Source organism: Vagococcus proximus, assembly GCF_029143285.1.
GTDB classification, from domain to species: domain Bacteria; phylum Bacillota; class Bacilli; order Lactobacillales; family Vagococcaceae; genus Vagococcus_D; species Vagococcus_D proximus.
The window spans coordinates 310290-333400 of the sequence record NZ_JAPDSH010000002.1 but is presented as its reverse complement, the minus strand read 5'-3'; the positions used below and the strand labels follow the sequence as shown (position 1 = coordinate 333400).

Genomic DNA, 23111 nt, shown 5'->3' with positions numbered 1-23111 from the left:
TTCAGTTATTGTTATAGCTTAGGGAGCAGCTCTAATAAGCTCACTCCCTAAACTTCTATTTTAATTATCTATTCTTAGAATTCGTAAACTTCTTTAACTTTAGCTTCGATATCAGCCGCATTTGGTAACCAAGCATTTTCAGCTTGACCGAATGGGAAAACAGTATCTGGAGCAGATACACGTCCGATTGGTGCTTCTAATGAAAGAACAGCGCGTTCTGAAATTTCAGAAATAACTTGTGCTGCTACACCAGCTTGTTTTTGAGCTTCTTGAACAACTACTACGCGGCCAGTTTTTTCAACTGAAGCGATAATTGTTTCAATATCTAATGGAGCAACTGTACGTAAGTCAATAATTTCTACTGAGATACCTGCTGCTTCTAATTTTTCTGCTGCTTTAATAGATTCGCGAACCATTGCACCGTAAGTAATAATAGAAACATCTTTACCTTCTTTAGTAACAGCTGCTTTATCTAAAGGAACAGTGTATTCACCATCTGGAACTTCCTCACGGAATGAACGGTATAATTTCATGTGCTCTAAGAAGACAACTGGATCGTTATCACGAATAGCTGAAATTAATAATCCTTTAGCATCATATGGGTTTGATGGAATAACAACACGGATACCAGGAGATTGAGCAATAAGCCCTTCTAAGTTATCAGCATGTAATTCTGGAGTATGAACTCCTCCACCAAATGGTGCGCGGATTGTGATAGGCATGTGACGAGTGCCACCCATACGGTAACGAGTACGTGCCATTTGTGCTACTACTTCATCCATAACTTCAAAGATAAATCCGAAGAATTGGATTTCAGGAACTGGACGATAACCTTCTAATGCTAAACCGAAAGCCATACCACCGATACCTGATTCTGCAAGAGGTGCATCCATCACGCGGTCTTCACCAAACTTAGCTTGTAAGCCTTCAGTCGCACGGAATACCCCACCGTTATTACCTACGTCTTCACCAAAGATTAGGACATTAGGATCTTTTTCTAATTCAACAGCAAGCGCATCTGTAATCGCTTGGATCATTGTTTTTTGTGCCATGATTATTTAGACTCCTTTGCTTCATAGATTTCGATTTGTTCTTTAATGCTTTGAGGAGAAACTTCAAACATGTTTTTAAGGAAGTCTGATACTTTTTGTTTTGGAACAGCGTCAGCTTCTTTAATAGCAACTTTGATTTCTTCTTTAGTAGCTTCGATAACAGCTTCTTCTTTTTCTTCTGACCAAAGGCCTTTGTTTGTTAAGTAGATACGTAGACGTTTTAATGGATCACGTTTTTCCCAAATAGTATCTTCTTCTTTTGAACGGTAACGAGTTGGGTCATCACCTGATAATGTATGTGGACCATAACGGTAAGTTAATGTTTCGATTAAGACAGGACCATTTCCTGCAATTGACCATTCTCTAGCTTTTTTAGTTACAGCGTATACGGCTAATGCATCCATACCGTCTACTTGAATCCCTGGGATTCCTGCTGCTACAGCTTTTTGAGCTAATGTAGTTGCTGCTGTTTGTTTTTCACGTGGAGTAGAAATCGCGAATCCGTTATTTTGGATGAAGAAAATTGCGTTTCCTTTGTAAGCTCCAGCGAAGTTAATACCTTCGTAGAAGTCCCCTTGTGAAGATCCACCGTCACCAGTGTATGTTACAACAACGTTATCTTTTTTACGCATTTTAAGTCCTAAAGCAACACCTGCTGCTTGAACGTATTGAGCACCGATAATGATTTGTGGTGGTAATGCTTTTAATGTATCTGGGTAGTAGTTACCAGCAACATGTCCACGTGACCATAAGAACGCTTCTGTTAGTGGTAAACCTTGTTTAATTAATTGAGGTACATCACGGTACCCTGGTAATAAGTAATCTTCTTTATCCATTGCAAATTGACTACCTAATTGAGAAGCTTCTTGTCCAGCAGTTGGAGCGTAGAAACCTAAACGTCCTTGACGGTTTAAAGCAGTTGAACGTTGGTCTAATACACGTGACCAAACCATATTACTCATTAATTCAACTAATTCTTCATCTGATAATTCAGGCATTAAATCCGGATTTGTTACATTTCCATCCTCATCTAAAACTTGGTATGTTGGAAAGTCAGCGCTAATATCTGCTAGGAACTTTTCAAAATCAAGCGGGTTGTTTTTTTCTTTCGCCATTGTGACACAATCCTCTCTTTTACATTAATTAGTGTGTTTTTTTAAACAGAGTTAAAATCTGTATCAGTTTCCTCTGTGCTTACGAGTCTAATTTACCACGTGGTTTCAACCATTGCAAGTGATTAAGCTTATCAAAAAGTAGCAACAGAACTATAACAGTTACACACACTGTTATAGTTAGTGAGGGTGTTCACTATCTTACGAAACCTCTTTTAATCTAGTTAATCTGTTATAAATAACCTAAGCTATTAAACTCACTCCATCGGAAACGTTTTCTTTATGTTATAATTATATCTCACAAATCCCTACATCATCAAGTTTTATGCATTCCTTATTGTTATCTTATCCTCTTATTTAATCTTTGTTCACAAAAAAATAAACGTAGGGACTATTGGATAAAACCATAGTCTCTACGTTTTATTTTTTTTATCTGTTCCCTTTTAAGTTACTTAGTGAAATAAATCTTTTTAGATTTTTTAAAAAACTTTTTTGTTTTTTTAGAGCCATTCGCCATTTACTTTTATATAAAGTTGCTTAGCAGCTTGTACTGTTATCATATACATGATATTTATTGCAAGCCACCATCCCCAATAGTTAGATGGTAACGCACTAAAATGGAATGAATCACGCAAAGGCGTCACTATAATTCCAATCCCTATTAAGATTGCAGCTATACTAGCCAATCCAAGCGAAAAACTTGAACGGCTTTGGATAAACGGAATCTTTTTAGTTCTAACAATATGAACCACTAACGTTTGAGTTGTTAAACCTACTAAGAACCACCCTGCTTGGAATAACCCTTGTTCAGCTACTGTATTTGCACCAAATACAGTCCACATTAAGGCAAATGTCAAGATATCAAAAATACTACTTACAGGCCCAATGCACAATGTGAATTTCAGTAAACCGTTTGTTCCCCATTTTACAGGTTTTTCAATATCTTCTTCATCTACATTGTCCCAAGGTGTTGTTAGTTGTGCAATATCGTAAACTAAGTTCTGTACCAGCAATTGCAGAGACAACATCGGTAAGAACGGCAAGAAAGCACTGGCTACTAATACAGAGAAGACATTACCAAAGTTTGAACTGATTGTTACTTTGATATACTTCATCATATTACAAAATACTTTACGTCCTTCTATAATCCCATCCTCAAGTACGGTTAAACTTTTCTCTAATAAAATAATTGAACTAGCATCCTTTGTGATATCCGCTGCTGTGTCAACAGAAATCCCTACATCTGCTTTTCTTAATGCTGGTGCATCATTAATACCGTCTCCCATAAAGCCAACAGTATGTCCTTTTTTCTGAAGTAAATTAATAATTCGTGATTTTTGCATAGGAGATAATTTAGCAAATAAGTTAACACTTTCTACTATATTAATAAGTTCATCATCCGACATCTCTTCAATTTGATTACCGACTAATACATCCGTCACCGGAATTCCCACATCTTGACACACTTTTCTTGCTACAATTTCATTATCACCTGTCAGTACTTTAACCGTTACACCATGTTCTTGTAAGGAAGAAATCGCAGGAATTGCTGAAACTTTTGCCGGATCTAAGAACCCAATAAAACCAACAAGTATCATCTCTTGCTCATCTGCAACTGAGTAGTTCGCTTCAGTATACACATCTTTACGGTAGGCTACACCAATGACACGCATACCTCTCTCATTCATACTATTGTTAACTCTCATCATTTGCTCGTGTAGTTCAGGTGTTAGGTCACGGATTTCACCATCTATTTCGACTTGCGAACAGATTGTCATCATCTCTTCAACAGCGCCTTTTGTTACCATTAGTTGGTGGCCTTCGGTTTCAACTGCCACCGTTAAACGTCTACGTGTAAAATCAAAAGGAATCTCATCTATTTTCTCTACACTAGGTCGATCATTTTCGGCAACAGCTTTGCTGTAATAATTAATGACAGCATGATCAATTAGGTTTTTCCAGCCTGTTTGATAATTAGAATTTAAATAAGCAAGGTTCAATACCTCATCATTTTCTTTACCTAATGGGTTGACGTGTTCTACTAGAACGACTTCGTCTTCTGTAATCGTTCCTGTTTTATCGGTACACAACACATCCATGCTTCCTAAGTTTTGAATAGCGGCTAATTCTTTCACAATAACTTTCTTTTTAGAAAGACTTAATGCCCCTTTAGCCAAATTGCTTGTGACAATCATCGGTAACATCTCTGGTGTTAATCCCACAGCCACAGCAATAGCGAAGAAGAAAGCTTGACTCCAATCCCCTTTTGTAAAGCCATTAAGTAATAATACAACGGGGAATAACACCACTACCATTCTAAGTAGCAATTTACTTACTTTATTCATCCCTACGTCAAAGGCTGTATCGCCACGCTGCCCTGTTGCTGTTTTAGCAATATCACCAAAGAATGTACTAGCGCCCGTTCTTAAAATAATCGCTCTACCTTGACCACTCAAGACGTCCGTTCCCATGAAAACTAAATCTTCCATATCTAATGCTGTCAAACTTGGGTCTTTCAATTGCTTTTCATCCACACCCGCTTCAACAAACTTTTCAACTGGCATCGATTCACCTGTTAAAGAACTTTGATTGACGAATAAATCATTTGACCAAATTAATACTGCATCTGCAGGAATCATGTCACCTGTTGAAAGTGTTAAAATATCGCCAGGTACAACTTCATCCATTGGGATTTCTGTTGTCACACCATCTCTTGTAATCGCACAAGTATTTTCAATCATTTCTTTTAATTCAAAGCTTGCCTTTTGCGAGCGATAGCTTTGAACAAATTGAATTAAAGCACTACATAAAATCATAATCCCCATAATAATAGCTGCTTCATAGTCTTTAGTTGCTGCTGATACAACTAATAATAAAGCCAATACATAAACAAAAGGATCTTGAAAAGCCTTTAAGAATAAACGCCACGCTGGTATCGGACTCTCACTAGCAATTTCATTAGGTCCATATTCTTCTAGGCGGTCTTCAGCATCTTCTTTCGATAGGCCATTTGGTGATGTTCTTAAGGTCATCATCAACTCGCGTTCCGATAGAGCTGCCAATTGTTTTAATTCTGAATCTTTTACTTCCTGTCTATTTAATTGATTAAAGTTTCTTTTTTTGTTTTTCATGTCAATTTCCTCGCTTTCATAAGTAGCAAAGAAAAACTGCCATCAACACTTTGATACTCTCAAACCACAGGCTAAAAAAATAAAAAATTTATTATTTTAGAGCAGGGAGCTTGATGTCTCTATCATCAAAGCAACCAATAATCGTCCTTCTTTGCTGTCGACTACTTCCTGGTTCCGCTTTTTCTAACTGTCTACAACTATCCAAACTCCTCACCCTTTCTTTTATCTTAATTTAAGAACACGTTTCAATCTTAGTTTTGAATACAAAAATGCACTCCTCAACTAATGAGAAGTGCATGCATAAATAAACTTAAATAAGCCTACAAGCAAATACCAAATCTCATCGTCGAGTTTTAGCACTATATGGCTTAGACGAAAGTTCGTCAGCTACATTAGGAAGAGCCTTGTTCGACAATTCCAGTTGACTCATTGGCGTCTCTCGACATTTTTGAGCAGCAGCGTATTTCCAATATAGGAGCCTCACCTAACAGATTGTATCTTTGTTCTTGATTCACATACAGTGTAGCCTTTACTTTCATTTCTGTCAAACAATATCCAGAGTATCTGTTATCTCTTTCCTATCATCTCTACCAAAGCATCTACCAAAATAACAGACTGTTCAGGTGTTAGCCTCGAAAAATTAATACGCATACTTTGAGGTCCTGACCCTAAAACAAATCCTGGTGTCACCAATACTCCTTTTGTTAAAAGAAAATCATAGTCAGTGATTGTTATTCTCACATTCTTAAAGGTTAACCATAAATAACAGCCTCCTTCAGGAATATAATAAGTAACCTCATCCTTTAACTTTTCATCTAATCTGGCAACCAAATCGGTCATCTTTTCAAATAATACAATTCGTAAATGTGACATCTGAGATTCATACGTTTTATTCTCTAAAGCATTATATGCCAAAACTTGAGGAAATATACTCATATTTAAATCTAATTCTGATCTAATTTTTGCTAACTTTTCAATTACTTTTACAGGTCCGCTTACCCATCCTATTTTTGTAGTTGCACCAAGAATTTTAGAGAATGACCCTATATAAATAACATTTTCCGGGTCCATTTTTTTTAATAATGGTGGCCGTGACTCTTCATCAAAGTATAATTCTCCAAAAACATCATCCTCAACTATTGGAAGCTGATATTTTCGACATAGGTCTATCAGTGCCTTTCTGCGTTTCAACCCCATTGTTGTTCCTGTGGGATTTTGATAATTAGGATTGACCAAAACCATTTTTATTCGATTTTTTAAAATTTTTTCTTCTAGTAAATCAACTCTCATCCCTTCTTTATCAACCGGGATTCCATATACTCGAATTCCTGCAGCCTGAAACATTGGCAGCTGATAAAATGATGAGGGCTCTTCAATAGCTATCGCATCTCCATTGTTTAATAACACTTGAACCAAAAGTAATAATGCTTGTTGAGCACCAGGTGTTAGCATTAAATTATCCACATTAAGTTTTAACTTATTTATCTGGTTTAATCGCTTAACTATTACTTTTCGTAAAGGAAAATAACCATAGTTATCTTGTCTTTTCTCTTCATTTAAAAATTCCTTCCAAGAAATAGTAGGCAGATCTAGTTCCGGAACTAATCCTAAAGGTAAATCCCCTGAATAAACATCCAGTAGCCTTAACTCTTTTTCATTAGATAATAACAATTGAACTTTTTGATTATACTCATGATTTTTTAGTGTACTTCCTTGCGACAGGTATTGACGCCAATCAATCGTACTCCCACGGTATACACCCCATTTCCCATCGTTTACACTGGTTCCACTGCCTCTCTTTCTGACAATCACTCCCATTGACACCAGTTCATCCAATGCATGAACTATCGTTGTTCGATTAACATTTAATAGTTCGGCTAATTTTCTTTCAGATGGTATCTTTTCACCAGGTAATAGATGACCTTGATCAATATAGTCTAAAATAAGTTCAACAATTTGTTGATAGACCGGTTTACTTTTTTCTTTTTTTAATTGCCACATTTTATAAACCTCCCTTTAAAGTGGATGACCTATAGATAACCCAATTGGATGTTTCTATAAAAGAGTATATCACTTATTATTATGACAACAAACTAAATGGAGGTTAACTTATTATGATACCCAAAATTTTAACGATAGCTGGATCCGACTCAAGTGGCGGCGCTGGCATACAAGCCGATTTAAAAACGTTTCAAGAATACGGAACTTTTGGTTTTTCAACAATCACTAGTTTTGTCACTATGGATGCCGACGAGAATTGGTCACATACAGTAACATCTTTATCTACTGATTTAGTCGATAAACAACTAAAAACTGTCTATGCAGGCGCACCCCTTCAAGCACTAAAAACAGGAATGCTTGGTGAACTTGATACTATTCGCCTTGCTAGAAAATACATTGACATGTACAATCAAAAAAATATCGTTGTCGATCCTGTTATGGCTTGCAAAGGGACGTCAGAATTATTACAACCAGAGAATGTTGCACTTATGAAAGAACTGCTACTTCCTGTTGCAACTATTACCACACCTAATTTGATTGAAGCAGGTATCCTATCAGGCCTAGGTGAATTAGCGACTATTGATGATATGAAACAAGCGGCTAGCCGCATACTTGAACTTGGCCCTAAAAATGTCGTTATAAAAGGCGGTAAACGTCTAAACACAGATAAAGCAATCGATTTGTTTTATGATGGTGACGCGTTTTTATTATTAGAGAATGAAAAATTTGAAACAGATTATAATCACGGTGCAGGTTGTACTTTTGCAGCTGCCATCACTGCCGGATTAGGTAATGGTTTATCTGTCAAAGACTCCGTTCTGTTAGCAAAAAAATTCGTTGCGGCTGCTATTAAAAACGGCCTAGAAATCAATCCATTCCTTGGACATGTGTGGCATGGTGCCTATAACCAAGCTGAACTGAGACTCAAAAAGGAGAAAAACTAATAAATGACCTCTCAAACTAAAAAAACAATCGCAACAAATGATATCGTGCTTATTGCACTTTTCGCTACACTTACTATTATTGGTACTATGATTCGAATACCTGTTCCAAGTGCCTTTGGAGCGCCCTTTATTCATTTAGGTAATAGTGTTCTTTTACTTTCAGTATTATTACTAGGATATAAGAAAGGGGCTCTTGCTGGTGGAATGGGCTTCGCTATTTTCGATCTTTTAAATGGTTTTCCACTTGAAGCTCCTTACTTCTTTATTGAAAGTTTTATCGTAGGGGGGGTTGCTATTCTTATTTTTAATACTCTGAAAACTAAAAAGGAAAGCATCCTAACTATTATTTTGACAGCAACAGGTGCTGGAATAGCTAAAATTATTATGACATTTTTAAAAAATTGGACCATGTCTTTTATTATGACATCAAATTCTAAAACAGCATTAGTTAGCGCAATTGGATCATTACCTGCTACATTGGTTAATACCGTTTCAACCGTCATTATCGTAACTCTTATATACCCTTCATTAAAAAAATTAACCCAATCTTTCTATAAGAAAACATCGTTATAATAAAAAACACTGAGAAGTTAGCTCTTCTCAGTGTTTTTTATTTACTAGTCATTAAGTTATAAACTTTAGAACCTATTGTATTCATAGTTGAGATTTGAGTGTATTGATCACCATTTTGCATTAACACAACTAAAACAAATGTTTTATCTTTTGTTTTTACAATCATCGCATCATTGATAACACCATAATTACTAAATTGACCTGAATTACTATACACGATGGCATCTTTTGGTAACTCTTTTCTTAATTTAGCTTTATCTTTATTTTTAGAAAGAACGGCAAGCATCTTATCATCCATATCTTTAGAAACCAAATCATGTTTATACAACTTAGAAAGTAAATTTCCTGTATCTTTTACAGAAGTATAATTTTCTTTCCCTTGACTTATTGCTCCCATATCAGCCATTTTACGATTTATATGAGTATTTGAATAGCCTTTGGATTGAATAAACTTCTCTATTTCACCAAGCCCACCTAAACGATTGATTAAAACATTTGTTGCCGTATTGTCACTATCAACCAACATATACTCAACTAATTTTTCATTCGTTAAAGTAGTACCATCTGACATGTCTTTCAATACACCAGTGCCACTTGTTTTATCTTTAGAAGTTAGTTTATAACTGCCCGATAATTCAAGCTTACCTTCTTCTACCTTATCAAATAGCATTTGCATAATATATAAATTAATCATTCCTGCAGCCAACTGTTTTTGATCATTTGTTTCAAAAGCTTGTTGAACACTTATATCTTGGAAATAATAAGAATTAGTACCATAAACGTTTTTTAATTGCGTATCTAGAGCTGATCTCACTTCTGGATTAACAATATCTTCTGTTCCATCATCTAATAAATTTATAGTGCTTTGGTTTGGTGATTTTGGTGCTATACCAACAGCTTTATCCTTAGTATTTAACTTCCCGTCACCTCTGGACTCATCCTTATTGTTGGATTTATCCTCATCATTAGATTTATCTTGATCTTTCGACTTGCCTTCGTCTTTGGATTTTTCCACGCCTTTAGACTTATCTTCATCTTTAGATTTTTTCTCGTCTTTAGATTTATCCTTGTCTTTGGATTTATCTTTGTCTTTAGATTTATCTTTGTCTTTAGATTTATCCTTGTCTTTAGATTTATCCTTGTCTTTAGATTTATCCTTGTCTTTAGATTTATCCTTGTCTTTAGATTTATCCTTGTCTTTAGATTTATCTTTAGAAGTTTCTTCTGTTTCTTCTACATCTTCTAGCATGATGCCACCTTTGCTTTCGCTAGTTTCTGTTGTTGAAACACTTCCAGAATTTTTTTGATTATTTTTATATGCTACAACTCCAGCTGTCGCAGTCCCACCAACTAAAGTAAGTAAAGCTAGAGCCATTAAATACTTCTTTTTATCGATAGGTTGCTTCACTTTTTTGCCACATACCTGACAGACCTTATCGGTTTCCTTTAGTTCTTCTTCACAATCTTCACAAAACACAGTATATCTCCTTCCTCGTCAATTTCTCACGATTTAATCTCTACCCTCTATAATACTATAAAAAGATATAAAATATCAGCTTTTTTACGTTATTTTTTTCGAACAAAAAAAAGATAACTATGCTAACATAATTATCTTTTTACTATTTATTAAAATTTAACGATCACCATTATAGATAGAATTTTTCAAAACAACATAATCTACTTCTTTGATTGCTTGAATCGATGTCCCACCTGCGTATGAAATAGAAGATTGTAAATCTTGTTCCATTTCAATAAGTGTATCTTCCAAATTCCCTTTGTAAGGCATTAACATTCTCTTGCCCTCAACATTTTGATGCTCACCTTTTTGATACTCTGATGCACTACCAAAGTATTCTTTCATTAACTGACCATCTACTTCAATCAAATCACCAGGAGATTCTTTATGCCCCGCAAATAGAGAGCCTATCATTATCATATCCGCACCAAAACGTAGTGATTTAGCGATATCTCCATTTGTTCTAATACCACCATCAGCAATAAGCGGTTTAGTAGCAACTTTACTACAATTATTTAATGCAGCTAGTTGCCAACCACCTGTACCAAATCCTGTTTTAATTTTTGTAATACATACCTTACCTGGTCCAATACCTACTTTAGTCGCATCAGCACCAGCTTTTTCTAAATCAACTACTGCTTCCGGTGTTCCAACATTACCAGCAATAACAAATGTTTCTGGTAATTTCTCTTTGATGTGTTTAACCATTTTAATGACGCTATCTGAATGACCATGTGCGATATCAATTGTGATGTAATCTGGCTTCAACTCTTTTGATGCTAGTTCTTCTATAAAATCATATTCTTCTGTTTTTACGCCTACACTAATTGATGAAATTAAATCCTTTTGAGCCATCTTTTCAATAAAAGCTATTCTTTTTCCTGGTTCAAAACGGTGCATTACATAAAAATAACCATTTTCCGCTAACCATTCTGCTAAGGGCTCATCTATGATAGTTTGCATATTCGCAGGTACTATAGGCATTTTGAATGTATGTGAGCCAAACTTAATTGTTGTATCACACTCTTTTCTACTGGTAACAATACATTTTCTAGGTACTAACTGAATATCTTCATAATCAAAAATTTCCATTTTTATTTCCCCTTTTAAAGACACATTTTTAGTCAGTTTTTGTAATTAACATCTGACCACCTCTATAATATACGTCAACTCTAGAATAAATCCAACAATTTCTTATCTTTTTATATAAAACAATGACATAATGTTCGTGTTTAAAGGTATAACAATTTGATGTATTACTATTTTTTTAGATTGAATACGTCCATTTAATGTTATTTAATTAAAATAATGGTTGCTAAACACATCAAAATATCGTACTATGATACTATTAAATCAATGAAGATAAAAAGTGTAGGTGATTTGAAATGAAAGCAGATGCTATTGAAGTAGGCTCAACGTATGTATGTACAAGTCCTATCCTGAAAAAACAGTTCCAAGGAGCAGTCGAAAAGCTTTACGAATCTTCAGCACTTGTTATTGTCAGTCAAACTGAAGCAATTGATGCAGAACGTAGCGAAGAACTGAATAACCGATTAATTGTCTCATTTTCTAATTTTGAATCTTTAGTTTAAAAAGCAAAACCACTATCTAAAAAGATAGTGGTTTTTTTTATGCATTATGACAAGTCTTCTATATTAATCACTCTGTCAATAAATGGCGTATAAAATTCTTTTTCATGAGAAACAAGTAACACTGTTCCTTCATACGTTGATATGGCTTTTCTTAAAGCGCGTTTAGTTTCTTTATCTAAGTGATTGGTTGGTTCGTCTAATATTAATACATTGCTAGAATCCACTGTCATTAAACTCAACTTAACCTTCGTTTGCTCCCCACCACTTAAATACTTAAGTGATTTCTTGACGTTGTCATCTTGAATACCCGCTCGTGCTAAAAATTGTCGAACTTCCTTATCAACTAAATCGGGATAAGCTTGTCTGACCACATCAAACGGACTCATACGATCACTTTCCCAAATCAACTCTTGAGAAAAATAACTAACATCTGTCCCATCAGCTAACTTTGCTACACCATTTAACGCTGGTATCTCTCCCATTATTGTTTTAAGCAAGGTTGATTTCCCAATCCCATTAAATCCATTTATTGCCACTTTTTCACCGCGTTGAATAATGATATTAAGACGAGGCAATAATTCTTCTTTATACCCAATACCTAAATCAGTTGTTTCAACAATATAATTAACTAAAGTTGGTTTGTAAGGAAAATTAAACGTAGAGGTTACAATTTTTTCAGGTGCGACAATTCGATCAATTTTATTCAATTGTTTTTCCCGACTTTTTGCAATTGTCGAACGAGACCCTGCTTTATTCTTTCTAATATAACTTTCTAACTTATTAATCTTTTCTTGTTGAGCATGAAACTCTTTTAAATAATTTTCGTTCGCTATCTCTTTCAGTTTGAGTGCTTTATTAAGATTACCTGGATATTTTTTAATTTTACCAAACTCAATATCTGCAATATATGTCGTAATACTATCTAAGAAATGAGCATCATGTGAAATGACCAAATAGGCTCCTTCAAACTCTGATAAAAACTCACTCAACCACTGAACATGGCTGTCATCTAAATAATTGGTAGGCTCATCTAAAAGTAAGACATCCGGCTCTTCTAATAATAGTTTGGCTAGAAAAACTTTCGAACGTTGTCCACCACTTAATTCAACTAACTTCTTATCTAATCCGATTGCTGTAATCCCCAAACCAAACGCCATTCTTTCAATTTGTTGTTCAATTTCATAAAACCCTTTTTGCTCTAAAACAGCTTGTTTTTCACCAGCTTTTGCAAGACTTTCATCAGAAAAATCAATCGCATACTGGTCATAATGTTCCTGTATTTCTTGCTCTAGTTTGTACAAATCTGAAAAAGCTGACTTCAAAAACTCTCGTATAGATTGTTCTTCTTCTATTTTCAAATACTGCTCTAAGTAACCGATTTTTATATTATTTTGCCATGTTATCTTACCTGAATCTGGTAAGACTTCATCTATTAATATTTTTATTAAGGTACTTTTTCCTGCTCCATTTTTACCAGTTAACCCAATATGTTCACCGGCATTTAACGTCAACGAACTATCTTGATATAACACTTTGTCAGGAAGTTCATAGTTCAACTCTTCAATTGTTAATATACTCATACTTTCATCCTCCAAGAGGTTACCAACTCAATGCTTTCACATGCTAGATACCTATAGTATTTATAAAATAAATCTATCATAACATAATTTTGATAGATAAAAAAAGGACCAAGTATCATTAGACTGATTTATCGCCAAATCAATTCACTTTTTAACTCAATTTTGTCTAAAGTTTCGCTAAAAAGCTTTTTAAACGTTTCTTGACCAATTTTATAATAATGATGATTAATTGTCGGTAATGTCATTATTTTACTTACTAAACTATTTCCTTGCCCTATTATTAAGACAGTATTATTAGGTGCTAAAACATTAAGTACACCTGCTGCTACCTCATCATCATTGCAAATAATAACAGTTGGTAGATTCTCTTTTCCTAAAAAATATGCCCCAGCAGACAAACCATCTTCGTATGTCATCGCTTCTCTGTAAACACAGGCATTTTTAATATCACCATACGTCCTACGATAAGCCTGAACAATCGCTCCCATACTTGGACTTTCTTTTTCTGTCCGACTCAGAACTAACCCAACTAACTCGTGCCCTTCACTCTTTAACGTCTCAAACAGTGTAGTATAAGCTTGATGTCGCTCACTATAAACTGCTGAAATAGCTAAATCTTGAGGATTTTCACAACAAATAATCGGTGCTTGTTTTGAAATAGTCTCGATTTCACTTAAAGGAACAGCATGAGAACTAATAATTAAGCCGTCATACTCTTTCGATAATAATTGCTGTAAATAATTTCGCTCTTTTTCTTTATCAAAATCTGTTTGCAAAATAGTCACACGATAGCCTGCTTTACCAGCTTCAGATAAACAGCCACTTATTATCTGCGTAAAACATGGGTTCGTTGTATTAGGAACCATTAAACCTACATTAAAAGATTGCCCCGAACTTAACATACGTGCTTGATTGTTGGGAATATAATGAAGTTCCCTCATCGCATTTTTTATTCTCTGTCTTTTTTCTTCTGACACATAAGGATGATTGTTTAACACTCTTGAAACCGTTGAAACTGAATAGCCAGATAACTTTGCAACATCTCTTATAGTCGCCATCTCTTCACCCCATCTAAAATAACCATTAATTTAGTACCTCTAATAAATAATTTCTGAGTGGTTCAAACAAATCGTTTTGATAAGCTGTTAAACAATATTTTTCTCCTTGATAATCAAATTGAATAATTTCTGTTGTCACAGCAACTTGCTTTATTTCTGAAACGACTACCTCTCTATTTGCATTAAAAAAAATAAGACGACTCGGCTGATAAGCACAAGTTGTCTTATAAGAATTAAAACCACTAGTCAAACTCCCTATAAAGACCGTTCCTTCCATAGTGAACACTCTCCTACCCATTGATAGGTTAACTATAGAATATGAAACCCGTCTCAGGTCAAGCGGTTATGGTAAAACATTTCCAGCAGCACGATAAATCTCATACCACTCTTCTCTAGTTAGAACGGTATCTGATGCCAAAGCTACTTCTTTTACACGACTTTCTTTCATTGTCCCTAAAATAGTTTGCATATTAGCTGGATGTCTTGAAATCCAAGCTGTAGCGATTCCCGTATTTGTTACCCCATATTTTGCAGCAATTTTATCAATTGTAGCATTTAATTCTGGGAATTTTTCATTTCCTAAGAACACACCTTCGAAGAAGCCATACTGATAAGGTGACCATGCTTGAATCGTCATATCATGTAAACGAGAGTAGTCTAGAACACTACCATCGTGTTCAAAGCTAGCTTCGTTTTTCATATTAACATTAAATCCTTGATCTACTAAGCCTGATGCTTTCACACCAAACTGTAATTGGTTGACTAATAAAGGTTGTTTCACTGATTTTTTTAATAATTCAATCTGCATTGGTTTTTGGTTACTTACTCCAAAATGACGAACTTTTCCACTTTGCTCTAAGTAATCAAATGCAGCAGCTACTTCTTCTGGCTCAACCAATGTATCCGGTCTATGTAGCGCTAAAACATCTAAATAGTCCACACCTAATCTTGATAAGCTACCATCAACAGAGTTAATAATGTGTTCTTTTGAAAAATCAAATGAGCCTTGTCTAATGCCACATTTTGATTGAATAAAAATCGAATCACGATTGATTGAACTTTCTTTTAAAGCCTTTCCAAAAAGAGTTTCACATTCTCCACCGCCGTATATATCTGCGTGATCAAAAAAGTTAATTCCTTCTGATACAGTTGTTTCTAGTAATGAGGTTGCTTCTTTTTCATTTAAACTTGTCATTCTCATACAACCTAATGCCACTTGTGATACTTTTAAGTCTGAATTGCCACCTAAATTTAAATAATTCATAGCCTAAATCCCTCCTTTAATATACTTCTATTATAATCTTATTTCCCCTTAATTACGATACTTTGCCATAATTTCTTGTTGGTCTAAAACATTTAATTTAGCATCATTGATAAATAAGCGAACATCACGCCTTGCTTTTGGATAGTCCTTTATCTTAAGACTTTCCCAAATATCCGTAAAATAATTAAAATAAACCAAAGAGAGACGATCGCTATCCTGTCTATAGAATAATGGATCTGAATTTAATAATTCATCTAAAAGTGTCGTTAATAATTTTTGATAATAGACATTTTTATGACTCGATACTAAAACTTGAAAAAACAGCAATTCTCGTCTTATAATATCCGTTACATCGCCTGATTGCTTGACCTTTTTCAATGCTTCAAACTGCTCCTCTATCTCACTAACTGGTAAGTTAATTAACTGCTTTTCTAAATAAAAGAAATATTGAATCACTAACAATTCAAACACATCGAGCCTATCAACAAACTCTTTTTCTGTTATTTTTGGTAAGTTTACAATTAAACCACGATAAGGAATTTTAGTTAAGATACCTTCTTCTACTAATAAATCACATGCTGCTCTTACTGGTGACCGACTCACTTTAAACTCTTCCGCAATATCTGTTTCAATAATACGACTGCCCGGTTTTAAAATGCCAAGTTCAATTTGATGTCTAATTTTCTCTTGAACTGAACGTGCTGTTTTATTTGTTTTCAAACTGAATCATCCTTCCAAATCATTCTTAAAAAAACACCTCATTCATAAGAAAAAGGTGTTTTAAAAATAGATTTATTTGCCAAGCCCAACTCGATCGAATAATGTATCGACGTGTTTCATGTGCCAATTATAATCAAAGGCTTCATCTAATTCACTCGACTCTAATACTGATGTAATTTTTTCGTCTGCTTCAAGTAACGGTCGGAATTGTGTTTGGTTATCCCATGCATAAGCTGTTTTAGGTTGAACTAAATCATAGGCTTCTTCACGAGTCATTCCTTTATCAATCAATTTAAGAAGGACACGTTGGCTATAGATTAAACCATATGTCGCATCCATATTACGTTTCATATTTTCAGGGAAAACCGTTAAGTTTTTAACTAAGTTACCAAAACGATTTAACATGTAATTTAATAAAATCGTTGTATCTGGAATAATAATACGCTCTGCAGATGAGTGTGAGATATCACGTTCATGCCATAGCACCATATTATCCATTGCTGTAATCACATGTCCACGAATAACACGAGCAAGACCTGTCATATTTTCAGAACCTATAGGATTACGTTTATGTGGCATTGCTGACGACCCTTTTTGTCCTTTAGCAAAGAACTCTTCCACTTCGCGTGTTTCTGATTTTTGTAAACCACGAATCTCTGTAGCAAATTTTTCAATACTTGTTGCAATAAGTGCCATAGCAGAAACATATTCAGCATGTAAATCACGCGGTAATACTTGTGTTGAAATATCTTGAGCACGTAGCCCTAATTTATCACAAACATAAGCTTCAACAGTTGGTGGCGTATTGGCAAATGTCCCAACAGCTCCACTAATTTTACCAGCTTCAACACCTTTTGCAGCATGTTCAAAACGCTCAATATTACGTGTCATTTCTGAATACCATAACGCCAATTTCAGTCCTAATGTTGTCGGCTCAGCATGTACACCGTGTGTACGTCCCATCATAACTGTATATTTATGCTCTTTCGCTTTTTCACCAATAATATCAGTAAAACGTTGTAAGTCAGCTCTTAAAATATCATTAGCCTGTTTTAATAAGTATCCATATGCTGTATCTACAACATCTGTACTTGTTAGGCCATAATGAATCCATTTACTTTCATTACCTAATGATTCTGAAACTGTACGTGTAAATGCCACAACATCATGACGTGTTTCTTGTTCAATTTCTAAAATACGAGGAACTGAAAAGCTAGCATTTTGACGAATTTTTTCAACATCTTCTTTTGGAATTTCTCCCATTTCAGCCCATGCTTCACTTGCCAAAATTTCAACTTCTAACCAAGCATCATAGCGGTTTTCATCTGTCCAAATTTTTCCCATTTCCGGGCGTGTATAACGATCAATCATTTAGTTTTCTCCTTTAATTTGAAACGGTTTATCCCAAATTTGTGTTTTATTTATTTCTTCAAGCGTCGTTGATACGCTATCTGTTAATACCGTAACATGCCCGACAATTTCATCGGGGTTAAAACTGCTGCGACCATAGTAATGGTGATACCAATTGTTATAAAATGGAATGCAACTAATCGTATCCACCATCTTATCTCCTACAATTTCTTGTGACACAGCAGACTTAATTAACTCAATTTCCGGTAATTTCCAACCAAATAGTCCACGTAAATGTGCTTCATATTGAGATAAATTCGTTCCCTCTAAAGTATAATTGCCACCATGGTGGGGACCGTGCTGTAAATCGTGAACATAAATCAAACCATGCTCTGTTACTAATAATTCAACTGTCAGTAGCCCTTGTAAACTTAACGTTTCTGCAATTAATTGAACAACTCGTTTAATCTCTGTTTTAATTTCTCCAGCTATTCCTGCTGGAACAATACTTCTAAATGTTCTATTATCTGAATTTAAACTGACATCCACTAGTGGGAAAATCGTATATTCTCCGTTACCGTTACCTGCAATAGATACAATAATTTCTTTTTCAAATGGAATCGTTGCCTCTAAAATACAAGTCTGTTTCGAAACCATTTCCATAGCATAACGCATATCAGCCATTTTATTTAAAACGAGCTCATCTTCTTCATTCTCCAGTGGACTAACTGTTTTTAGAACACAAGGAAATCCAATAGAGTCTACTGTCGCCTCTAAATCCGTCATCTTAGTAATGACATTATATGGCGGTATATTTATATTTGCTTCTTCTAAAAAAAGTCTTTTCAATAATCGATCTTGTGAAAATTTAAAGAGCTCGATTGACTCTGGAATAGAAACATATTCATCTAGTCCTTCTAAGAGAGCTGGGGTTACTATTGGAGTAGTCGTTGTTATAACATCACTTTTTTCTGCCAAGGTAAACAAACCCATCTCATCATTTACATCGGCAACTACTTGCCAATCCGCAATGTCAGATGCCAAACAATCATTTTCAGCTGCTAATATGCCAACGTGATATCCCATTGTTTTCGCCGCTAATCCTAGCAGGCGTGCTTGATATCCTCCACCTATAATGCCCACTGTTTGACCAGGTATAAATAAATCTGACATTTTTTCCCCTTCTTTCTTTTATATCTCGTGATAAATAATTAAATTTATATAAAGTTACTCTATTTAGTTTAACAAGGGAATCCACCAGTGTCAAAGCTTTAAACGTTTTTTTCATCCTTAATAAGCAAAAAAAGACACCCATTAATTAAAATGAATGTCTACCATCTAATCTTTCTATTCTTCTACAAATTTAACTTCGTTATTTTCTAACGAAGCAACTCGTGCTAGTGACTCTACACGGTACCCTTCATCAATTAATAACTGGCGACCGTCTTGGAATGATTTTTCGATCATAATGCCAATACCTACAACTGTTGCTCCTGCTTGATGACAAAGTTCACTTAATCCTAAAGCAGCTTGGCCATTGGCTAAGAAATCATCAATAATTAAAACACGATCATCCTTAGATAAGAATTTTTGTGAAATTGAAATATGACTTGTTACTTGTTTTGTAAATGAATAAACTTCAGCTGTTAATAATTCTTCATTCATTGTTAAACTTTTTGACTTACGAGCAAAAATAGCGGGTACTCCCATTGATAATCCAGTAAATACAGCTGGAGCGATTCCTGAAGCTTCAATTGTAACGACTTTAGTAATCTTTTCATCTTTAAAAATTTCAGCAAAATGATCACCAATTTGTTGCATTAAGACAGGATCTACTTGGTGTGTTAAAAAGTTATCTACTTTTAATACACCATCTCCAATTACTGTTCCATCTTTCATAATACGGTCTCTTAAAATTTGCATGTCAACGACATCCCCCTATATTTTAGCCCCAATTATTACTTATATCGGCTAGGCTTTTTATATATTATCCACTATTGTTACTCCTTTTTCAAGTAAGTTTTCAGAAAAATAAAAAGACTAGGCTTTCCATAGTCTTTTCATCTTAATCATATTGATATAACTCGTACGCTTCAATAACATTTATAATTTTATTTTGATAATCTGGATCAGTAGCATAACCCGCTAACTGAAGTTGGTGAGCCGCTTCTTTATAATTTTTAGCAGCTAATACCCCTTTGTAAATCTCAGTATTCCACGTTACACCATTTTTAAATAATTTAGCATGGTCATCCATGGAGGCTTCCCAATCTTGATACACTTTAAAGGGGGCATTGATATCAAACCATTTACCATCTACAAATTCTTTAGTCGCCAAATCAACTGATGGCTCTCCCGGTCCCGCCTTAACACCAAATAGATTATTATAAGATTGACTTAAACCACTTTGTCCCCAGTCTGATTCTAAAATAGCTTGTCCTAAAATAATCGAAGGCAGCACACCTTCACGTTGTTGAATGGTCTGAGCATAGGGAGCTAACCGTTCAATAAATTCTTCCTTCGTATGATCAACAGGTTCTTGAAAATTTCTAAAAGGAGTAGCGATTAGAGCTAATGCTCCAAAAAACGCTACTCCCATCACTAATGTTATCATAATCCAAAAAGAAAGACGCTGATTTAAAGGTTTTGAACGACGCTTATTTAACTTTGCCATCTAATGATCACCTTACTTCTTAGCTTCTTTTAAAACTTCCACATATTCTTCTAATGTTAAATCCTTATCATTCATATACTTAGCGTTTTCTTTACCTACATAACGGATATGCCATGGTTCATAATTGATATGAGTTATATCTTCTTTATGCTTAGGGTAACGAATAACAAAACCAAATTTCTCAACATTTTCATCTAGCCATTTTCCACCTGGTGTATTATAGAATGCTTCTTCAAGACCGTTTCCACCATCTGACCAAGGTGCATCGATAACATCCAAGGCTAAACCAGTATGGTGTTCGCTTGTTCCAGGCACTGTTACATATTCATCCGATTTTTGTTTGGATTCTTTTGCTGAAAAACCTTGTGCCATGTATTTTGCAATATCATCTTGCTTTACTTTCTCTTGTTGAGCAACTGATCTAAAACTTGATACTACTACCATCTGATGCCCTGCTTTTCTTGCTTCATTTTCAAGTGCATAATAATCCTGAGCAATTCGCTTGTCAATCTCGAAACCATTCGGCATCACTGTTAACGTTTTACATTCTTCTCTTATCGGATGCTCTGCATTTACTAAATCCAATTGCCAATCCGACGTTTTCACATTTGGGAGGTCTTTAGGTACGTCTTTCTTAGATTGCGTATCTTTTGCTTTATCTTTCGATTGCTCTTTCGACGATTTAGGCTTACTAGCTTCATTATCTGCTTTCAAACCTGTCGATTTGTCTTCAACCGGCTCATCTTCATATACATTTGACGGACTAGGTGTTTTTATGAATGTTATTACCATAAAGATAACCATTAAGATTGAGGCAATGCCCAAAATGTTTTTTTTATTTCTTTTTATAAATGTCTTCACTACATATCCTCACTTCTGACTTGCATTTTCTACATATACTCTTCTTCTAAATTTTCATTTACCCATTCTAAAAGTCCTTTTGAAGAATCCTTTATTTGATCTTGAACGGTCGCGGGTAAACAAAATTCTAAACAATCATCATATCCCCAAACTTCATACTGGAGAAAGACTTTCAAAATAAATATTTCCTTATAACCTTGTGGACCTTCCGATTGACTTTGATCCGTTCGATTGATTAATTCAATACGAGCGTTACCTTCTTGTAACCACTTTTTAGCAATTAATGTTTTAACTCGTTTATACTCCGACACAACATAATGCCTTTTCTCTGGAAACAGACATGTCTGTCTCATTAGTTTTTGAATCAACATCCACTCATAATCTGAAAATAAACTCATTAACTTTTGCATATCTTCAGTCTTTAGCGGTGTTTGGTGAAATTTCCACGCGTTCCACTCTGTTTGTTCAATCTTTAAAACATGCTCACAAAAAAATGCTTCTGATGAAAATTGATTTAAAATACGATCAGTCATAATATCTACCATTGCTTGATGCATATTCCTCACCTCAATCTACATTTTACATCTAATGAATTAAAATTGCATCCTTTACACAGAATTTTAATCTTTTTGTAGCATCTCTGTATCATAATCTCTGTTATAATTTCTCTATACACATAAGGAGGTATAATATGACACATTATAATTGGGCAATCCTAGGGCTAGGAGCAATGGCCGAACAATTCACAGAAAGCTTTTCACATCCAAATGCAACACTTAAAGCTGCGGCTTCTCGTTCACTTGAAAAAGCACAACATTTTGCAAACCAACATGATATTGAAAAAGCTTATGGTTCATATGATGAGCTGTTCAATGATGACTCTATTGATATTATATATATTGCAACACCTCATAATCACCATATTGACTCTATATTGAGCGCTCTTAACCACGGTAAACATGTCCTGTGTGAAAAAGCCATTACTTTAAACGGTTTGGAGCTTGAAAAAGCTGTCTCGTTAGCTAAAAAGAAAAACTTAGTTTTAGCAGAAGCTATGACTATTTTTCACATGCCTCTTTTCGAGAATTTAAAAAAACGTATGGCTAATAATGAGTTTGGACAATTAAAAATGATACAGGCTTCTTTTGGTAGCTATAAAGAAGCAGATGCAACGAATAGATTCTTCAATCCAGACTTAGCTGGTGGTGCGTTACTTGACATTGGAACTTACGCTGTTTCATTTGTTCGTTACTTTTTATCAGAACAACCCAATGACGTTCATTCTTTAATGTCTCCATTCGAAACTGGCGTCGATGAACAATCTGTTACTATTTTTAAAAATAAACAAAATGAAATGGCAACCGTTGCCCTTACATTCCAAGCAAAAATGCCCAAACAATGTATTATCGCGTTAGAAAAAGCCTATATAACAGTGACGGACTATCCTCGTGCAGATACTGCAACACTTACTTATCTAGATGGTTCTAGCGATTCAATTACAGTTGGGAACACTCAAGACGCATTAGTCTATGAAGTTGCAGACATGATTGATTATATTGAAGGGAAGAAATCAAATACATCCCTTGAACTAACCCAAGATGTTATGACACTATTAGATACAATGTCTACTCAGTGGGCTTCACGCAACTAAACCAAAAGAAACAGCCCCTAAATAGGGCTGTT

General features: G+C 34.8%; 21 protein-coding genes and 1 riboswitch. Of the genes, 4 read left to right on the top strand and 17 right to left on the bottom strand.

Annotated elements, in window-relative coordinates:
* Positions 1 to 74: 74 nt before the first annotated feature.
* The 4 genes from OL233_RS04160 to OL233_RS04145 all read right to left on the bottom strand — a co-directional run bounded on the left by OL233_RS04160 (position 75) and on the right by OL233_RS04145 (position 7296).
* On the bottom strand, positions 75 to 1052 hold the full coding sequence (locus OL233_RS04160; protein WP_275471103.1) for an alpha-ketoacid dehydrogenase subunit beta: 978 nt from the start codon (positions 1050 to 1052) through the stop codon (positions 75 to 77).
* Between the two features lie 2 nt (positions 1053 to 1054).
* Entirely contained in the window at positions 1055 to 2167 is a 1113-nt protein-coding gene (pdhA, locus tag OL233_RS04155; RefSeq protein WP_275471102.1) for a pyruvate dehydrogenase (acetyl-transferring) E1 component subunit alpha, read from the bottom strand.
* A 497-nt stretch (positions 2168 to 2664) separates the two neighbouring features.
* Positions 2665 to 5295: a magnesium-translocating P-type ATPase gene (gene mgtA / locus OL233_RS04150; RefSeq protein ID WP_275471101.1), complete on the bottom strand. Its 2631-nt coding sequence runs from the start codon at positions 5293 to 5295 to the stop codon at positions 2665 to 2667.
* 331 nt (positions 5296 to 5626) lie between these two features.
* A riboswitch (M-box (ykoK) riboswitch) is annotated at positions 5627 to 5794 on the bottom strand.
* 68 nt (positions 5795 to 5862) lie between these two features.
* A complete protein-coding gene (locus OL233_RS04145; protein ID WP_275471100.1) occupies positions 5863 to 7296 on the bottom strand; it encodes an aminotransferase-like domain-containing protein in 1434 nt (477 codons plus the stop codon).
* Between the two features lie 113 nt (positions 7297 to 7409).
* On the opposite strand from OL233_RS04145, the gene thiD reads away from it, so the two are divergent.
* The gene (thiD, locus tag OL233_RS04140; RefSeq protein ID WP_275471098.1) at positions 7410 to 8240 is read left to right on the top strand and encodes a bifunctional hydroxymethylpyrimidine kinase/phosphomethylpyrimidine kinase; all 831 of its coding nucleotides are present in this window, start codon (positions 7410 to 7412) and stop codon (positions 8238 to 8240) included.
* Positions 8241 to 8243: 3 nt separating this feature from the next.
* Positions 8244 to 8813 carry an ECF transporter S component gene (locus OL233_RS04135; protein ID WP_275471097.1) on the top strand — a complete coding sequence of 190 codons (570 nt, stop codon included), beginning with the start codon at positions 8244 to 8246 and terminating at the stop codon, positions 8811 to 8813.
* Between the two features lie 37 nt (positions 8814 to 8850).
* Here the strand turns inward: OL233_RS04135 and OL233_RS04130 are convergent, their stop codons facing one another.
* Both OL233_RS04130 and OL233_RS04125 read right to left on the bottom strand, forming a co-directional pair.
* Complete coding sequence (locus OL233_RS04130; RefSeq protein WP_275471096.1) at positions 8851 to 10290, bottom strand: serine hydrolase; 1440 nt, start codon at positions 10288 to 10290, stop codon at positions 8851 to 8853.
* A 156-nt stretch (positions 10291 to 10446) separates the two neighbouring features.
* Positions 10447 to 11421 carry a GMP reductase gene (locus OL233_RS04125; protein ID WP_275471095.1) on the bottom strand — a complete coding sequence of 325 codons (975 nt, stop codon included), beginning with the start codon at positions 11419 to 11421 and terminating at the stop codon, positions 10447 to 10449.
* A 293-nt stretch (positions 11422 to 11714) separates the two neighbouring features.
* Here OL233_RS04125 and OL233_RS04120 point away from each other — a divergent pair, with 293 nt between their 5' ends.
* Complete coding sequence (locus OL233_RS04120; protein WP_275471094.1) at positions 11715 to 11921, top strand: hypothetical protein; 207 nt, start codon at positions 11715 to 11717, stop codon at positions 11919 to 11921.
* Positions 11922 to 11965: 44 nt separating this feature from the next.
* On the opposite strand, the gene OL233_RS04115 is transcribed toward OL233_RS04120, so the two are convergent.
* The 11 genes from OL233_RS04115 to OL233_RS04065 form a co-directional block, all read right to left on the bottom strand.
* A complete protein-coding gene (locus OL233_RS04115) occupies positions 11966 to 13501 on the bottom strand; it encodes an ABC-F family ATP-binding cassette domain-containing protein (RefSeq protein WP_275471093.1) in 1536 nt (511 codons plus the stop codon).
* A 128-nt stretch (positions 13502 to 13629) separates the two neighbouring features.
* Complete coding sequence (locus OL233_RS04110; protein ID WP_275471092.1) at positions 13630 to 14559, bottom strand: LacI family DNA-binding transcriptional regulator; 930 nt, start codon at positions 14557 to 14559, stop codon at positions 13630 to 13632.
* A 25-nt stretch (positions 14560 to 14584) separates the two neighbouring features.
* Entirely contained in the window at positions 14585 to 14836 is a 252-nt protein-coding gene (locus OL233_RS04105; protein ID WP_275471091.1) for a hypothetical protein, read from the bottom strand.
* 66 nt (positions 14837 to 14902) lie between these two features.
* The gene (locus OL233_RS04100) at positions 14903 to 15823 is read right to left on the bottom strand and encodes an aldo/keto reductase (protein ID WP_275471090.1); all 921 of its coding nucleotides are present in this window, start codon (positions 15821 to 15823) and stop codon (positions 14903 to 14905) included.
* Positions 15824 to 15871: 48 nt separating this feature from the next.
* Positions 15872 to 16543 (bottom strand): GntR family transcriptional regulator, encoded by a 672-nt coding sequence (locus OL233_RS04095; RefSeq protein WP_275471089.1) that lies wholly within the window; start codon positions 16541 to 16543, stop codon positions 15872 to 15874.
* Positions 16544 to 16615: 72 nt separating this feature from the next.
* On the bottom strand, positions 16616 to 17914 hold the full coding sequence (gene purB / locus OL233_RS04090; RefSeq protein ID WP_275471088.1) for an adenylosuccinate lyase: 1299 nt from the start codon (positions 17912 to 17914) through the stop codon (positions 16616 to 16618).
* The gene (locus OL233_RS04085; protein ID WP_275471087.1) at positions 17915 to 19066 is read right to left on the bottom strand and encodes an ATP-grasp domain-containing protein; all 1152 of its coding nucleotides are present in this window, start codon (positions 19064 to 19066) and stop codon (positions 17915 to 17917) included. It lies immediately after the preceding gene.
* 174 nt (positions 19067 to 19240) lie between these two features.
* Entirely contained in the window at positions 19241 to 19816 is a 576-nt protein-coding gene (locus tag OL233_RS04080; RefSeq protein WP_126831381.1) for a xanthine phosphoribosyltransferase, read from the bottom strand.
* Between the two features lie 142 nt (positions 19817 to 19958).
* On the bottom strand, positions 19959 to 20567 hold the full coding sequence (locus OL233_RS04075) for a glycoside hydrolase family 73 protein (RefSeq protein WP_275471086.1): 609 nt from the start codon (positions 20565 to 20567) through the stop codon (positions 19959 to 19961).
* Positions 20568 to 20579: 12 nt separating this feature from the next.
* On the bottom strand, positions 20580 to 21428 hold the full coding sequence (locus tag OL233_RS11400; RefSeq protein ID WP_275471085.1) for a M15 family metallopeptidase: 849 nt from the start codon (positions 21426 to 21428) through the stop codon (positions 20580 to 20582).
* 29 nt (positions 21429 to 21457) lie between these two features.
* Positions 21458 to 21985, bottom strand: coding sequence for a hypothetical protein (locus tag OL233_RS04065; RefSeq protein ID WP_275471084.1), 528 nt, complete (start codon positions 21983 to 21985; stop codon positions 21458 to 21460).
* A gap of 134 nt (positions 21986 to 22119) precedes the next feature.
* Between OL233_RS04065 and OL233_RS04060 the strand changes: the two genes are divergently transcribed.
* On the top strand, positions 22120 to 23079 hold the full coding sequence (locus OL233_RS04060; protein WP_275471083.1) for a Gfo/Idh/MocA family protein: 960 nt from the start codon (positions 22120 to 22122) through the stop codon (positions 23077 to 23079).
* Positions 23080 to 23111 lie beyond the last annotated feature (32 nt).

What these genes read in the sequence shown, in the direction of transcription:
- OL233_RS04160 (WP_275471103.1), bottom strand. Translation starts at nt 1,052, where the DNA reads ATGGCACAAAAAACAATGATCCAAGCGATTACAGATGCGCTTGCTGTT.
- pdhA (WP_275471102.1), bottom strand. Translation starts at nt 2,167, where the DNA reads ATGGCGAAAGAAAAAAACAACCCGCTTGATTTTGAAAAGTTCCTAGCA.
- mgtA (WP_275471101.1), bottom strand. Translation starts at nt 5,295, where the DNA reads ATGAAAAACAAAAAAAGAAACTTTAATCAATTAAATAGACAGGAAGTA.
- OL233_RS04145 (WP_275471100.1), bottom strand. Translation starts at nt 7,296, where the DNA reads ATGTGGCAATTAAAAAAAGAAAAAAGTAAACCGGTCTATCAACAAATT.
- thiD (WP_275471098.1), top strand. Translation starts at nt 7,410, where the DNA reads ATGATACCCAAAATTTTAACGATAGCTGGATCCGACTCAAGTGGCGGC.
- OL233_RS04135 (WP_275471097.1), top strand. Translation starts at nt 8,244, where the DNA reads ATGACCTCTCAAACTAAAAAAACAATCGCAACAAATGATATCGTGCTT.
- OL233_RS04125 (WP_275471095.1), bottom strand. Translation starts at nt 11,421, where the DNA reads ATGGAAATTTTTGATTATGAAGATATTCAGTTAGTACCTAGAAAATGT.
- OL233_RS04120 (WP_275471094.1), top strand. Translation starts at nt 11,715, where the DNA reads ATGAAAGCAGATGCTATTGAAGTAGGCTCAACGTATGTATGTACAAGT.
- OL233_RS04115 (WP_275471093.1), bottom strand. Translation starts at nt 13,501, where the DNA reads ATGAGTATATTAACAATTGAAGAGTTGAACTATGAACTTCCTGACAAA.
- OL233_RS04110 (WP_275471092.1), bottom strand. Translation starts at nt 14,559, where the DNA reads ATGGCGACTATAAGAGATGTTGCAAAGTTATCTGGCTATTCAGTTTCA.
- OL233_RS04105 (WP_275471091.1), bottom strand. Translation starts at nt 14,836, where the DNA reads ATGGAAGGAACGGTCTTTATAGGGAGTTTGACTAGTGGTTTTAATTCT.
- OL233_RS04100 (WP_275471090.1), bottom strand. Translation starts at nt 15,823, where the DNA reads ATGAATTATTTAAATTTAGGTGGCAATTCAGACTTAAAAGTATCACAA.
- purB (WP_275471088.1), bottom strand. Translation starts at nt 17,914, where the DNA reads ATGATTGATCGTTATACACGCCCGGAAATGGGAAAAATTTGGACAGAT.
- OL233_RS04085 (WP_275471087.1), bottom strand. Translation starts at nt 19,066, where the DNA reads ATGTCAGATTTATTTATACCTGGTCAAACAGTGGGCATTATAGGTGGA.
- OL233_RS04080 (WP_126831381.1), bottom strand. Translation starts at nt 19,816, where the DNA reads ATGCAAATTTTAAGAGACCGTATTATGAAAGATGGAACAGTAATTGGA.
- OL233_RS04075 (WP_275471086.1), bottom strand. Translation starts at nt 20,567, where the DNA reads ATGGCAAAGTTAAATAAGCGTCGTTCAAAACCTTTAAATCAGCGTCTT.
- OL233_RS04065 (WP_275471084.1), bottom strand. Translation starts at nt 21,985, where the DNA reads ATGCATCAAGCAATGGTAGATATTATGACTGATCGTATTTTAAATCAA.
- OL233_RS04060 (WP_275471083.1), top strand. Translation starts at nt 22,120, where the DNA reads ATGACACATTATAATTGGGCAATCCTAGGGCTAGGAGCAATGGCCGAA.